At 66.4% G+C, this 14,157-nt stretch carries 12 protein-coding genes and 1 pseudogene; 5 read left to right on the forward strand and 8 right to left on the reverse strand.

Annotated elements, in window-relative coordinates:
* Positions 1-19 precede the first annotated feature (19 nt).
* The 6 genes from K5H97_RS00835 to K5H97_RS00860 form a co-directional block, all read right to left on the reverse strand.
* The gene (locus K5H97_RS00835; protein ID WP_028688650.1) at positions 20-1,978 is read right to left on the reverse strand and encodes a DUF7844 domain-containing protein; all 1,959 of its coding nucleotides are present in this window, start codon (positions 1,976-1,978) and stop codon (positions 20-22) included.
* Positions 1,975-2,295 carry a DUF2388 domain-containing protein gene (locus tag K5H97_RS00840; RefSeq protein ID WP_011531558.1) on the reverse strand — a complete coding sequence of 107 codons (321 nt, stop codon included), beginning with the start codon at positions 2,293-2,295 and terminating at the stop codon, positions 1,975-1,977. Before K5H97_RS00840 ends, K5H97_RS00835 begins: the two co-directional genes overlap by 4 nt.
* A gap of 36 nt (positions 2,296-2,331) precedes the next feature.
* Positions 2,332-2,625 carry a DUF2388 domain-containing protein gene (locus K5H97_RS00845; protein WP_028688649.1) on the reverse strand — a complete coding sequence of 98 codons (294 nt, stop codon included), beginning with the start codon at positions 2,623-2,625 and terminating at the stop codon, positions 2,332-2,334.
* 81 nt (positions 2,626-2,706) lie between these two features.
* A complete protein-coding gene (locus K5H97_RS00850) occupies positions 2,707-3,024 on the reverse strand; it encodes a DUF2388 domain-containing protein (protein WP_028688648.1) in 318 nt (105 codons plus the stop codon).
* Between the two features lie 298 nt (positions 3,025-3,322).
* Positions 3,323-3,535 carry a DUF1127 domain-containing protein gene (locus K5H97_RS00855; RefSeq protein ID WP_028688647.1) on the reverse strand — a complete coding sequence of 71 codons (213 nt, stop codon included), beginning with the start codon at positions 3,533-3,535 and terminating at the stop codon, positions 3,323-3,325.
* A gap of 342 nt (positions 3,536-3,877) precedes the next feature.
* On the reverse strand, positions 3,878-5,266 hold the full coding sequence (locus tag K5H97_RS00860) for a NorM family multidrug efflux MATE transporter (protein ID WP_028688646.1): 1,389 nt from the start codon (positions 5,264-5,266) through the stop codon (positions 3,878-3,880).
* 157 nt (positions 5,267-5,423) lie between these two features.
* On the opposite strand from K5H97_RS00860, the gene K5H97_RS00865 reads away from it, so the two are divergent.
* The 3 genes and pseudogenes from K5H97_RS00865 (at position 5,424) to K5H97_RS29890 (ending at position 8,514) form a co-directional block, all read left to right on the forward strand.
* Complete coding sequence (locus K5H97_RS00865) at positions 5,424-6,353, forward strand: LysR substrate-binding domain-containing protein (RefSeq protein WP_028688645.1); 930 nt, start codon at positions 5,424-5,426, stop codon at positions 6,351-6,353.
* Between the two features lie 181 nt (positions 6,354-6,534).
* Positions 6,535-7,647, forward strand: a pseudogene (locus K5H97_RS29885) (Cache 3/Cache 2 fusion domain-containing protein); the annotation flags it as partial.
* 135 nt (positions 7,648-7,782) lie between these two features.
* Entirely contained in the window at positions 7,783-8,514 is a 732-nt protein-coding gene (locus K5H97_RS29890) for a methyl-accepting chemotaxis protein (RefSeq protein ID WP_371877808.1), read from the forward strand.
* Between the two features lie 121 nt (positions 8,515-8,635).
* On the opposite strand, the gene hglS is transcribed toward K5H97_RS29890, so the two are convergent.
* Complete coding sequence (gene hglS / locus K5H97_RS00875; protein WP_028688643.1) at positions 8,636-10,021, reverse strand: 2-oxoadipate dioxygenase/decarboxylase HglS; 1,386 nt, start codon at positions 10,019-10,021, stop codon at positions 8,636-8,638.
* A 140-nt stretch (positions 10,022-10,161) separates the two neighbouring features.
* Positions 10,162-11,052, reverse strand: coding sequence for a LysR family transcriptional regulator (locus K5H97_RS00880; protein WP_028688642.1), 891 nt, complete (start codon positions 11,050-11,052; stop codon positions 10,162-10,164).
* 136 nt (positions 11,053-11,188) lie between these two features.
* Here K5H97_RS00880 and amaB point away from each other — a divergent pair, with 136 nt between their 5' ends.
* Together amaB and amaA are read left to right on the forward strand one after the other, a co-directional pair.
* Complete coding sequence (gene amaB, locus K5H97_RS00885; protein WP_028688641.1) at positions 11,189-12,679, forward strand: L-piperidine-6-carboxylate dehydrogenase; 1,491 nt, start codon at positions 11,189-11,191, stop codon at positions 12,677-12,679.
* A 147-nt stretch (positions 12,680-12,826) separates the two neighbouring features.
* Entirely contained in the window at positions 12,827-14,113 is a 1,287-nt protein-coding gene (gene amaA / locus K5H97_RS00890) for an L-pipecolate oxidase (protein ID WP_028688640.1), read from the forward strand.
* The last annotated feature ends 44 nt before the right edge of the window (positions 14,114-14,157 follow it).

The following is a 14,157-nucleotide window of genomic DNA, read 5'->3' on the forward strand; positions in this document are numbered from 1 at the left end:
TCGGCCTTATCGCCATGCGCTAGGGCAGCTGCAACCCCCCGGCCGCCTTGTGCAACGCCCGCAGATGCTCGCCCACCTGCTTGATATTGGCCTCCACGGCCTTGATCTCCCTGCCCCGTTCCGGCCCCAGCAGCGCCCTCACCTGCTGGTCCAAGTCGGTGCTCAGCCGTAGCAGCTGCGCCTGGCGCTCGCTGCTCACCTGCTCCAGCTGCTTGCGCTCGGCAGGCTGCGGCAGGCCATAGCCCCCTGCCCCCAGCAATTCCGCCGGGCGGCTGAGGAAGCCGCTGTTGGCCAGCATCGCCTGCAAGGTTTCGTTGGCCTTGTCGAAGCTGCCGTCCTTGAGCGCCCGGCCATTCAGGTAGCGTTGCTTGACCTCGTCCTGGGCCAGCAGCAGCTGGCGGCGCAGGCCGGCCTGCTCGAGCAGCAGCAAGGCCGCGCTGGTACGCAGGTCGGCGCGGTCGAACCATTGGCGGCGCTGCTCGGCGTCCAGCGCCAGCCAGTCTTCCACGCTCGTCTGCTTGATCGGCAACTGCTTGCGCAGCACCTCGAACATTGCCTGGTAGCGGTCGCGATAAGAGTCGAAGCGATAACCCAGGCGCAGTGCCTCCCGCGGGTCGTCGAGCACGTGGGTATCGGCCAGTCCCCTGCCCTTGAGTACCTCCAGCAAGCCGTTGGGCATGATGCTGTCAAGGTCGTTCAGGCGCGGGTTGCCGGTGCCGCTGCGCAGCAGCTTGAGCGATTCCACGGCGCAGTTGTTGGACAGGAAGTAGTAGTTACCGTCGTAGCTCCAGTGCATCTCGGCGGCCTGGCGCACCAGGTTCTCGATCTCGCCGCGGCTGAGCTTGAGCGGCACCGAGGCCAGGCTGCGCAGCTCGGTCTTGGTGTATTCGTCGATCACCTGCCCCAGCGGCAGCACGAACAGCCGCGAGGGATAGGCGCCGGTCAGGCCGTCCCAGCTGGACAGCTGCACGTCGTTGACGAAGGCGCGGTACGACAGCACCAGGCTCTGGTCCAAGTCCAGGCGGCAGGCTGGACCGCGCGGGCGGCCCGGGGCGCAGATCACCAGGCGCAGCATGCTGTGGCCCCAACGGCTGACCCAGTTCTGGTTGGCTTCGGCCAGCAGGTAGTCCACCTCGTAGACCCGCTCCGGGTCGATCTCACCCAATGGCTGGCGGGCGAAATCGTTGCCGGCATTGAGGAACGGCAGGCCCCTGGCGCAGGTGTCCTGTTGCGGCGCCCAGCCGAAATGGTCGCGCAGGTACTGGTTTAGCGCAGGGCGACGGCAGCCGTAGCTCGGGTCGAGGAGGAAGTATTCCATGTTGACCGCGATGAACTCTTTCGGGCTGCTCAGCTCGTAGGCGTCCGGGCTGCGTACCAGCTGGCCGTTGTGCTGCTCGCGCTCGCCGCGCCGGCCGACGTACTGTGGCCAGCCGGCCAAGTCCAGCAGGCGCGGGTCGTCGCTCAGGGTAAAGCGGCGTTCGGCCTGGCCACGGCAGTCCTGCGGCAGCCCGACCTTGCCCAGGGCGCCTTGCTGGCGCTTGCAGCGGCTGATCAGCTGGCGCTCGGCGTCCGGCCACAGGCGCGCGCGGTCATAGATATGGGTGAGTTCGTGGAGCACGGTGGCCAGCAATTCCTCGCGGACCGTGCCGTGGGGACGGTTGGTCTTCTCGCGGGCGGCGCTGCCGTCGACCAGGCCCGGCAGCAGGCGCCGGTTGAGTTCCAGGCTGGCCACCGGAGAGGCCTGGCCGTAGGCGTCCTCGGGCATGCGCTCGGTCCAGCCGACCAGGATTTGCCGGTCCAATTGCTGCTTGAAGCGCGGTGGCAGCTTGGCCATGGCTTCGTCGAGCAACGTCTGGGTCGCCTGCTGTTGTGCAGGGTCGAGGCCGTCGCGCTGCAGCACCAGCTGCAGGTCGGCCAGGGCGGGCGTGCCGAGCAGCGTCAGGGCGCAGCCCAGCAGCCAGGCACGCACGCGCTTCACAGGGCGAGGATGGCTTCGGCCAGCACCTGGTCGCTGGCGTCACGGGCCTCGGGGACGCGGGCGCGCAGGGTGTCGAAGGCGGCCTCGAGCTGGGCGCCGCGGATATCACCGTTGCTGGCGACGAAGCTGGCGGCGTCGTCGTGGGCTTCACGCACCACTTTCGAGTCGCGGATCGAGGTGGTGGTGTCGGAGGTGAAATCGATCGAACGGCCAAAGGCGCGGACGATGATGTTGCTGGTGGCCACCAGGGTGTGGGCCTGGGCCAGGTCGGCGAGCAGCAGCATGCCGAGGGTGGCGGCGATCAGCGGTTTACGCATGGAGCATCTCCGGAAGTACAGGGGAGTCGAATGTAGTTATTGGACGAGAATCGCTTCGGCCAGTTCACGGTCGCCGACGCAAGGCCGGGCCAGGTCCTGGTGCAGCATGTCCAGCGCCGCCTGCAGGCGCGCGCCACGGATCCGGCCGTCGCTGGCGACGAACGCGGCGGCGTCGTCACGGGCGGCGGCGACCAGCTTGTGGTCGAACGGCGCGGCGGTAACCTGGCTGGTGACGTAGCCGCTGATGACCAGGCTCTGGGTGGTGGTATCCATGGCCTGGGCGCTGCTCATGCAGGCCAGGGCGAACAGTGAAGGCAACAGGTAACGCATGGGCGGTCTGGCGATGATCTCGGGCTGCGAAGGCTACCCCGGATCCACGGGCGGGGCCAGTGAATCCGGGCGGTGCGGGGCTCAGATGGCGAGGATGGCGCGGGCCAGTTGCGCGTCGCTGGCCTGCAGCTCCGGCAGTTGCTGGCGAATATGCGCGAACGCGCTCTCCAGCTTGGCGCCGCGAATGGCGCCGTCGCTGCCAACGAAGCTGGCGGCATCGTCACGGGCGGCCTTGACGATCTTGTCGTCGCGGAACGAGGAGGAGATGTCGGAGGTGGCGTCGGTGGAGGCGGCTACTGCGCCTACCACAGCGTCGGTGGTGACGACGAAGCTGGTGGCATTGGCCGCGCCGGCGAGCGACAGCAGCAAGGCGGCGCCAAACAGGTGATAACGGGACATGGTCGGGGACTCCTGCACAGGGTCTGGATGGTTCTGCTTATCGGACGCTCGCTTGGCTCGTCACGGTACTTTTCTCTGCCAGGCGCGTAAGACAAGCGTAACACGTGCTGGTTCGGCCATTTGGCTCGAGAAAAGATCACAAATAGTAACTGTACCTGTCGATTTGTAAGTTATAAAAACTGTTATGTTTGGTCGTGCGAATGCTCTAGTCCGGGCCTTGAAACAAAAAAACCCGCCGCAGTTTCCTGCAACGGGTTCTTGTGAGTTTGCGGTGCCGGCCTGGGCCGGCGTCCGGCGCTTAGCGCCAGAACGGCTTGCTCAGCTCTTCGTAGCGCTGCGACTCGCTGATGCCGGCGTCAGCCAGCAGGCGGGAGTCCAGGCGTGCCAGCTGGCGGCGGCTGGCCATGCGGCGCTGCCACAGTACCAGGGTGGACAGGACGCGCAGCGGCAGGGCGGCGTTGGAGGCTTGGGCTTTTTCGAAAACCAGGTCGGAACTGAGGGTACGTTCCATGATGTGTCATCCTTCCGCTTGTGGCGGCATTAGGGAGTGATTTAACTGGTGCCCATCTTCCTCTTCTCTCGTCCAGAACAGTAGGTACAGTTCAGGTGTATTGTGAGGGGGCAGTTAACTGTTGGAAGGGACTGTTGCACTTGTTATTGGCAAAACTGTACTGGTGTGCGCTTTTTTGGTGCGGTTTTGTGGAGGTAGTAGGGAAGTGATGAACAGAAAGTGATGTTTATGGCGGTACAGTAGTACAGTTTTAGACGGTTTTTACTTCAAGGTGTTCGACGGTACAGTTGCAGCGCCAGGTACTTGTCCGCCATCACGTGATCCCCAGCGCCCCCAAACCCCTCAAACCGACACCGCCGCCCCCCGCGCCCGCTCTGCCTTGCCCAGCAACCGCTTCATCCGCCATTCAAAGCCGAACGTCAGCGCCACCGCCGCGCAGGCCAGGCCCAGCGCCAGCCCCCACCAGATCCCCTGCGCGCCGCCGCCGAGGTTGAAGGCGAACAGCCACGCGCTCGGGGCGCCTACCAACCAGTAGCACACCAGGCCGATCAGGAAGGTGGTCTTGGCGTCCTTCAGACCACGGATCGAGCCCATGGCGATGGTCTGCACGCCATCGAACAGCTCGAACCATGCCGCCACCATCACCAACTGTACCGCCAGCATGAAGATCGCCGCGAAGGCCGGGTCGTTACGGTCGATGAACAAGCCGACCAGGACGTCCGGCAACAACCAGAACAGTGCGGCGAAGGCGAACATCAGCGAGGCACCGAAGCCGATACCCACGCGCCCGGCGCTGCGAGCCGCCAACAGGTTGCCGGCACCATAGTAGAGTCCGACGCGCATGGTCACCGCATACGAAAGGCCGGTCGGGACCATGAATGCGGTCGAGACGATCTGCAGTGCGATCTGGTGCGCCGCCAGTTCCGTGCTGCCCAGCACGCCCATGCACAGGGCGGCGAAGGCAAACAGGCCCACTTCGACCATATAGGTACCGCCAATCGGCAGGCCCAGCCGCCACAGCTCGCGCAGTGCCGGCAGGGAAGGGCGCGACAGCCCCTTGCGCAGCGGGTAGGCGGCATAGGCCTTGTGCCAGCGAATATAAAGCGCGAGGGCGATGGCCATGCCCAGGGTCACCACGGCGGTGACCAGGCCGATGCCCATCAGCCCGAGCTTGGGCAGGCCGAACATGCCCTCGATCAGCGCATGGTTGAACAGGTAGTTGAACACTGTGCCCACCAGGCTGATGACCATCACCGGGGTTGAGTGACCCAGGGCGCTGGTGAAGCCGCGCAGGGCCATGAAGGTCATGTAGCCGGGGAGGGCGAGCGGCAGCAGGGTGAGCAGCTGCATCGCCGAGTCGACGTTCTCCGGCTTCTGGCCGAACAGCAGCAGCACTGGCTTGAGGTTCCACATCACCAGCGCCGAGACCAACGCCAAGCCCCAGGCCAGCCACAGGCCGCTCTGGGCCAGGCGGGTGACGCCCTCGGTGTCGTTGGCGCCCTTGCGGATCGCCACCAGCGTGCCGACCGCGGCGATCACACCCAGGCAGAAGATCGACACGAACGAATAGCTCGCCGCGCCCAGGCCGCCACCGGCCAAGGCCTGAGGGCTGATGCGGGCCATCATCAGGGTGTCGGTGAGTACCATCAGCATGTGCGCCAACTGCGAGGCGATCAGCGGCCCGGCCAGGCGCAGCAAAGCCTTGAGTTCAGTGGTGGGCGCGACATGCATGGGGGCGGTCCTTCTGGATGAGTCGGGGAAGCGAGCCGTCGATTCTGAGGCCTCGGTCAGCTTTGCACAAAAGGATAAATGCGATCACAGGCATGAGCCTGACTCATGGATGTATGATCCTGTGCATCCGACCTACGCCCCGCCTAACAGGTGCGCCATGACCCGCCAACTGCCTCCGCTCTATGCGCTGCGCGCATTCGAAGCTGCCGCCCGGCTCAGTTCGTTCACCCGTGCCGGTGAAGAACTGTCGATCACCCAGAGCGCGGTCAGCCGGCATATCCGCACCCTTGAGGAGCATTTCGCCTGCCGCCTGTTCATACGCAGCGGGCGAAGCCTGCAACTGACCGAAGCCGCGCGCATGCTGCTGCCCGGTGTGCGCGACGGCTTCGCGTCGCTGGAGCGGGCCTGCGATACCTTGCGCGGCGAGGACGACATCCTGCGCATGAAGGCGCCCTCGACCCTGACCATGCGCTGGCTGCTGGCGCGCCTGAGCCGTTTTCGCCACCTGCAGCCGGGCAACGAGGTGCAGCTGACCAGCGCCTGGATGGATGTCGATCATGTCGACTTCAACCAGGAGCCGTTCGACTGCGCGGTGCTGCTCAGCGATGGCAGCTTTCCGGCAGACTGGGAGGTGCGCCGGCTGTTCTCCGAGTTGCTGATCCCGGTGGGCGCGCCGGAACTGCTCGATGACGCGCCCTGGGACGAACGGCGCCTGGCGGGCATCGAACTGCTGCACCCTACGCCGGACAAGCGTGACTGGCGTGCCTGGCTGGCGCGCATGGGGCTGACCGACAAGGTCTCGCTCAAGGGCGGGCAGGTGTTCGATACCTTGGAACTGGGCATGATCGCCGCGGCACGGGGCTATGGGATCTCCATGGGCGACCTGCTGATGGTGGCCGAGGACGTGGCCCAGCGCCGGCTGAGCCTGCCCTGGCCGACTGCGGTGGCCAGTGGCATGGACTACTACCTGGTGTGGCCGCGGACCCGGCCGGGCGGGGAGCGGCTGCGCAGGTTGAGTGTGTTCCTGCAGGAGGAGGCGGCGGCAATGGACCTGCCGGTTGTGCAGGTACTGTCGGCGCAAGGTTGATAACCATCGCGGGCCACAGCAAGAAAACGTTTGCGAATATCCCGGTCCAGCACTCAAGTATTTCCTACAGACGCCGATCAACTTGCACCAGCGTCCCGGAAGAGGACGCGATTCCCCGTCGATATGCAGCGGGCGGTCAGCGTGATCAGGACGATCCCGGCCTCTTGCCAGGAGCCTTGCCATGTCTCAACCGCGTGCCCGAATCGCCTCGCAGCTCGGGATCGCCCTCGCCATCGTGCTGGCGCTGGTGATCACCGGTAGCACCCTGTTCGCCCTGCGTTCGCTGGACGACGCCAACCTCACCACCCGCCAGGCGCATCTGGCCAGCGAGGCGCGGCTGCTGGCCGACCAGCTCGACACCTTCCACGGCTCGCTCAAGGACAACACCCAGCGCCTGAGCGGCCTGTTCGAGCGCCGATTCGCCTCGGGGCTGGCGCTGCACGCCGGTGAGACGGTCAATGTCGCCGGTGCCGCGACACCGGCGCTGTACCTGGGCGACCACCTGCTGAACAACGATTTCCGCCAGGTCGACGAGTTCCAGCAGATGACCGCCGGGGTCGCGACCCTGTTCGTGCGCAGCGGCGACGACTTCGTGCGTATCAGCACCAGCCTGACCAAGCAGGACGGCAGCCGCGCCATCGGCACCCAGCTCGATCGCCAGCATCCGGCCTACGCCAAGCTGATGGCCGGGCAGACCTACGTCGGCCGCGCCGTGCTGTTCGAGCGCAACTACATGACCCGTTACGTGCCGGTGCGTGACGGCGGTGGCCGGGTGATCGCGGTGCTGTTCGTCGGCTTCGACTACACCGATGCGCAGAACGCCCAGTTCGCCAACCTCAAGCGCTTCCGCATCGGCCAGACCGGCTCGCTGGCGTTGCTGGACGAGCAAGGCAAGTGGCTGGTGCCGCCGGCCGAGGTACGTGACGGCGAGGCGGCGGCTCAGGTAGTCAAGGCGCTGAAACCGGGGGCAGGGCAGTTCTGGGCCGGTGCCGGCGAGCCGGTGTTCAGCGTCACCGAGCCGTTCGCCGAGGGCCCGTGGACCGTGGTGGCAAGCATGCCCGAGGGCGAGATCCGCGACGTGACCTGGAGCGTTGGCCTGCGCCTGGCCATCGGCAGCGTGCTGGCGATGCTGCTGGCCGTGGCCGCCACCCTTTGGTTGCTGCGCCGTAAACTGCGCCCGCTGGGCGACCTGGTGCGCCAGGCCGAAGCCCTCGGCGCCGGCGACCTGAATGCTCGCCTGAGCGTCACCAGCCATGACGAGATCGGCCAGCTGGCCCGCAGCTTCAACCAGATGGGTGAGGCCCTGGCGACCATGGTCGAGCATATCCGTGCTGCCTCCGACCAGGTCAGTGGCCGTGCCCGCTCGTTGTCGGGCCTGTCGTCCGGTGCCTGCGAGGGCATGGACCAGCAGTCCGGCGAGATCACCAGCATGGCCGGCGCGGTGGAGGAGTTCAGCGCCACGTCGATGAACATCGCCGACAACATGGCCGGCACCGAGCGCATGGCCCGCGACAATGCCCAGCAGACCCGCATCGGACGCAGCGCCATGGATGAAGCCTCGGTTTCCCTGCGGCAGATCGCCGAGGCCTTGGGTGGCACCGCCAGAGTGATGGACACCCTGGGCGCCCGTTCGCAGGAGATCGGTGGGATTGTCGGCGTGATCACCTCGATCGCCGAGCAGACCAACCTGCTAGCGCTGAACGCCGCCATTGAGGCGGCGCGTGCCGGCGAGCAGGGTCGTGGATTTGCCGTGGTCGCTGACGAAGTTCGTGGCTTGGCCGCGCGCACCCGCCAGGCCACCGACGAGATCTCGGGCATGATCGCCAGCATCCAGCAGCAGACCGGCCATGCCATCAGCACGTTGGAGCAGGGCAATCAGCTGATGCAGGAAGGCCTGGCACGCAACGACAAGGTGGCCGAAGCCCTGGCGCGCATCGACGAGCAGAGCCGGGTGGCGGGCGAGCAATTCGCCGTGATCAGCACCGCGACCCAGGAGCAGAGCAGCACCGCGACGGTGCTCAGCCGCAACCTGCAGAGCATCGCCCAGGCCAACAGCGAGCAGCGTGATGTGGCCAATGAACTGGCCATGACGGCCCGCGAGCTGGAGGGGCTGGCGGGGCAGTTGCGCCAGGAAGTGGATCGGTTCCGCACTCACCGCTAGTGCACTGGGGCTGCCTTGCAGCCCTTGCGCGACACAAGGCCGCTCCAGGCGAGCGCGTTCCCATGTAGGAGCGGGCTTGTGTCGCGAACGGGCCGCAACGCGGCCCCAGCGGTTTCAAATACTACAGCGTCCCCAGCCCCAACGCCTGCGCACACGCCTGCAACGACCGGCGCTCGCTCTGCGCATACAGCGCCAGCTCATCCTGCACCTGCAACCCCAGCGCCTGCTCGAAGGCCTCGCGGTTGGCGTTGCTGCCATAGTCGGCCTGGCCATCGTCCCCCAGGTTGGACTGGAAGATCCCCGCCGCGCTCACCGGCAGGAAATCCTCGTACACCAGCGCCTCGAAATGCACGTGCCCGGCGTCGATCAACCCCTGCAGGGTGGTCGGGCGATCCTGTTGCCCGCGCTCGGCCAGGCCTTTCTCGGTGGCGAAGTAGCGAAAGTACGCCAGCCCCTGCTCGCGCATCTGCCCCAGGTCATCCGGAAACTCGGCGAAGTGCTCCGCGAGCAGCGCCCTGTATCGCTCGGCATTGGCCTCCGCCGGCGCGCCGCCCAAAGCTTCACGGGTCGCATCCAGCAGCCGGTCGTACAGCTGGCGCCCCTTGGGCGTCAGCGCCGCGCCGCGCTGTTCGATCTCGCCGAAACGCGCCGTGTGGCTGCCCTGGGCATCACTGAAGGCGACCTTCTCCTGCAGGGCCTTGAAGCTGGTCTGGCGCAGCAGGATCGGCTGGCGCCGGGTGGGCGGCCCCTCGACCACGGCCTTGGGCGGAATACCCTTGGCCGGCATGCCGAGCTGGATCGCGTCGATGTCCAGGGTGCGCGGGGTCAGGTGGTTGATATGCGGGCCTTTGAACGCCACCACGTCGGCGATCAGCCGGTGCTGGTCGTGCAACTGCTGGTACTGCTCGGCGCTGACCGTGGCGTCCTGGTGCCAGCGGAAGGTGTGCAATGCCTCCTGGACGAAGGCCTCGGCATCGCTAGTGTCCAGGCCGCCGTCGCGTTCGCATTGGGCGATCAGCTCGAGCACGCGGGGGGTGAAGATCTGCCGTTGCTCCAGGATGCCCCGGGCCAGTGCGCGCAGTTGCGGGTTGTCGATCAGCTCCAGGCGCAGCAGCGAGGTGAACACGCGGAACGGGCTGATGTGCAGCGACTGTTCATGCACGGCGCGAAACGCGGTGGAGTGCACCGGCACGCCAGCCGAGCTCAGGTCGTAGTAGCCGACCGGCTGCATGCCCATCACCGCGAACAGGCGGGCGATGGTGGCCAGTTCCTCGGCGGTGCCCACGCGGATGGCGCCGTGGCGTTCCTGGTCGAGGCGTTCGATCTCGCCGGTCCAGCGCAGGGCCTCGGCCACCTTGGGCTGTGCGGCCATGACCTGCTGGTTGGTCTCGCTCACCAGCTCAAGCAGCGTGCCGTACAGGGGGACTTCCTGCTTGTACATGAGCGACATGGCGGCAGAGAACTGCGCGCGGATGCTGTCGGGGCTGACGAAATCATGGGCGGGCATCGCAAGCTTCCTGGGTGAGTGGAGGACACTTACATGAAAACTGGGAATGGAGCTGGCGTACAAGCGAAAAAAAGTGCGGGTTTCATTCCATAATTGATCGACCTTGAGGACCATGGGGCCGCAAAGCGGCCCCGGCAATCTCAAGCCTGCAACTGTTCGCGAACCCACTCCACCAACGCCCGCACCTTCGGCACTTCCGCCGCATGCTCGGCATACGCCAGATAATGCGCGCCACTGCTCTTCATCGCATGGTCCCAGGCCAGCACCAGGCTGCCCTCGGCCAGCTCCCGGGCCACCAGGTACCGCGGCACCAGCGCCACCCCGCACCCCGCCTGCGCCGCGCTCAAGGCCATGTAGAAGGTGTCGAAGCGTGGCCCGTGGTAGCTGTTGTCGGTGTGCAGCCCTTGCTCCAGGAACCACGCGTGCCAGGCCTCCGGGCGCGAGGTGCTCTGCAGCAATACCAGCTCCGCCACCGCGCCCGCGTCAGGCAGCGTGCGGCCTTGCAACAGCTCCGGCGCGCACACCGGCACCACCTCTTCGCCGAACAGCTCGACGCAGGTCGCCCCCGGCCAGGTGCCCTGGCCATAGAAGAACACCACGTCGGCCGACCCCTGCAGCAGGGAGAACGGCTCCATCTCGTTGCGGATATCCAGGTGGATGTTCGGGTGGCGCTTGCCGAAGCCTTTTAGGTGCGGAATCAACCAGCGCACGCCGAAACTCGGTTGAGTGGCTACCTTCAATACTTCGGTCTGCGAGCCATAGCTCAGGACATAGCGGCTGGACATGTCCACCTGGGTAAGGATCTTGTTCACCTCGGCCAGGTACAGGCTGCCGGCGGGGGTCAGCTGCAAGCGTCGACGGATGCGCAGGAACAGGTGGTGACGCAGCATCTCCTCGAGCTGCGCCACCTGCTTGCTCACCGCGCTCTGGGTCAGGTGCAGCTCCTCGGCGGCGCGGGTGAAGCTCAGGTGGCGGGCTGCGGCCTCGAAGCACTGCAGGGCGGTCATGGACGGAACCAGGCGTTTGGACATAAGCGGTCTCGGCGGCTGAAATCATTACCTGGCGGAATGATATGCGGAATAAAGGTCGTTTGTTGCACCTGTGTAATCGGATTAATACTGACCCACATCCTTTTCCACCCCTTCACCCGATGAAAGGAGAAGCACAATGGTTGCTGCATTGCTCGAGCGTCTTGGCGTTGCCGCCGCGGCTCACACCCAGGGCGACTACCCTGTTCACACCCCGATTGACGGCAGCCGCATCGCCTCGGTGAAACTGCTCGGCAAGGCCGACACCATTGCCCGCATCGACCAGGCGCAACAGGCCTTCGAAACCTGGCGCAGCGTGCCGGCCCCACGTCGCGGCGAGCTGGTGCGCCTGTTCGGCGAGGTGCTGCGCGAACACAAGGCCGACCTCGGCGAACTGGTCTCCATCGAAGCCGGCAAGATCACCCAGGAAGGCCTGGGCGAAGTGCAGGAAATGATCGACATCTGCGACTTCGCCGTCGGCCTGTCGCGCCAGCTGTACGGCCTGACCATCGCCTCCGAGCGTCCGGGCCACCACATGCGTGAAACCTGGCACCCGCTGGGCGTGGTCGGGGTGATCAGCGCCTTCAATTTCCCGGTGGCGGTATGGGCGTGGAACACCGCGCTGGCGCTGGTGACCGGCAACGCCGTGGTGTGGAAGCCATCCGAGAAGACCCCGCTGACCGCCCTGGCCTGCCAGGCACTGTTCGACAAGGCCGTGAAGGCCTTCGGTGATGCGCCGGCTGGCCTGGCGCAACTGGTGATCGGTGGTCGCGAAGCCGGCGAAGCCCTGGTCGACGACCCACGCGTGCCGCTGGTCAGCGCCACCGGCAGTACGCGCATGGGTCGTGAAGTCGGCCCGCGTGTCGCGGCGCGATTCGGCCGCAGCATTCTCGAGCTGGGCGGCAACAACGCCATGATCCTGGCCCCGAGCGCCGACCTCGACTTGGCCGTGCGCGGCATCCTGTTCTCCGCCGTCGGCACCGCCGGCCAGCGCTGCACCACCCTGCGCCGTCTTATCGTTCACCGTTCGATCAAGGACGAAGTGGTCGCCCGCGTCAAAGCCGCCTACGGCAAGGTGCGCATCGGTGACCCGCGCAAGGACAACCTGGTCGGCCCGCTGATCGACAAGCAGTCGTTCGATGCCATGCAGGGCGCGCTGGCCAAGGCCCGCGACGAGGGTGGCCAGGTGTTCGGTGGCGAGCGTCAGCTGGCCGACCAGTACCCGAACGCCTACTACGTGTCGCCGGCCATTGCCGAGATGCCGGCCCAGAGCGACGTGGTCCGCCACGAGACCTTCGCGCCGATCCTCTACGTGTTGGCCTACGACGACTTCGAAGAGGCCCTGCGCCTGAACAACGAGGTGCCGCAAGGCCTGTCGTCGTGCATCTTTACCACCGACATTCGCGAGGCCGAGCGTTTCCAGAGCGCCTCGGGCAGCGATTGTGGCATCGCCAACGTCAACATCGGCACCAGCGGCGCGGAGATCGGCGGGGCGTTCGGGGGCGAGAAGGAGACCGGGGGCGGGCGTGAGTCCGGGTCGGACGCGTGGAAGGGCTACATGCGCCGGCAGACCAATACCGTGAACTATTCGCGTGAGTTGCCGCTGGCGCAGGGCATCGTGTTCGACTGATGATCGTGGGCGGGGGCTGACGCCCCCGAATCGCGACACAAGGCCGCTCCCACAGGGTTCGGCGCGATTCCTGTGGGAGCGGCCTTGTGTCGCGAAAGGGCTGCGAAGCGGCCCCAGAGGCAATAAGAACAATTGCTGGAGCCGGCCATGTCCGAACTGCGTCAAGAATGTCTGTGGGAACACGTCACCCAGCCGACCGTCGCCGCCCAGGCCCTGGCCGGCGAGCACAAGGCCGATGTCTGCGTGATCGGCGGCGGCATCACCGGCTTGTCGGCGGCGATCCACCTGCTGGAGCAGGGCAAGTCGGTGATCCTGCTGGAAGCCTGGAAGATCGGCCACGGCGGCTCCGGGCGCAACGTTGGCCTGGTCAATGCCGGCACCTGGATCCGCCCCGACGACGTCGAGGCCACCCTCGGCCACAAGCAGGGCGCCCGCCTGAACAAGGTGCTCGGCGAGGCCCCGGGTGAAGTATTCGCCATGATCGAGCGCCTGGGTATCGACTGTCAGGCCCGGCATCAGGGCACCTTGCACATGGCGCACAACGCCACCGGCATCGCCGACCTCGAGGCCCGCCACCAGCAGTGGACCCGGCGCGGCGCCGACGTCGAGCTGCTGACCGGCGCGCAATGCCAGGAATACTGCGGTACCGACAAGATTGCCGCCGCGCTGCTCGACCGCCGCGCCGGCACCATCAACCCTATGGGCTATACACAAGGCCTGGCCGCCGCCGTGAACCGGCTGGGCGGCAAGCTGTTCCAGCAGTCCTCGGTCGATGGCCTGGAGCGTGATGGCGACGCCTGGCGAGTGAAGACCGCACGCGGCGCGGTGCGTGCCGACAAGGTGGTGATCTCCACCGGCGCCTACACCGAAGGCGACTGGAGCAACCTGCAGAAGCACTTCTTCCGCGGCTATTACTACCAGGTCGCCTCCAAGCCCCTGCATGGCGCCGCCGCCGACAAGGTCTTGCCCCATGGCCAGGGCTCGTGGGACACCCGCACCGTGCTCAGCAGCATCCGCCGCGACGACCATGGCCGCCTGCTGCTCGGCAGCCTCGGCCGGGTCGACAACAAGCCGGCCTGGTTCGTGCGCAGCTGGGCCGACCGTATCCAGAGCCACTACTACCCGGCGCTGGGCAAGGTCGAGTGGGAGATGCACTGGACCGGCTGCATCGACTTCACCCCGGATCACCTGATGCGCCTGTTCGAACCGGCGCCGGGGCTGGTGGCGGTGACCGGCTACAACGGGCGCGGCAACACCACCGGCACGGTGATCGGCCGGGCGTTTGCCGAGTTCCTGCTCAAGGATGATCCGGACAGCCTGCCGATTCCATTCTCGCCGATGAGGCCGGTGAGCGCGCCGTCGTTGCGCACGGCGTTCTACGAGTCGGGGTTCTCGCTGTATCACGCGGGGCAGTGTCTGCGGGTGGTGTTGTAATCGCTATCGCGGGGCAAGCCCGCTCCCACGCTGTGCAGGCTGGA

This window comes from Pseudomonas mosselii (assembly GCF_019823065.1).
GTDB lineage: Bacteria > Pseudomonadota > Gammaproteobacteria > Pseudomonadales > Pseudomonadaceae > Aquipseudomonas > Aquipseudomonas mosselii.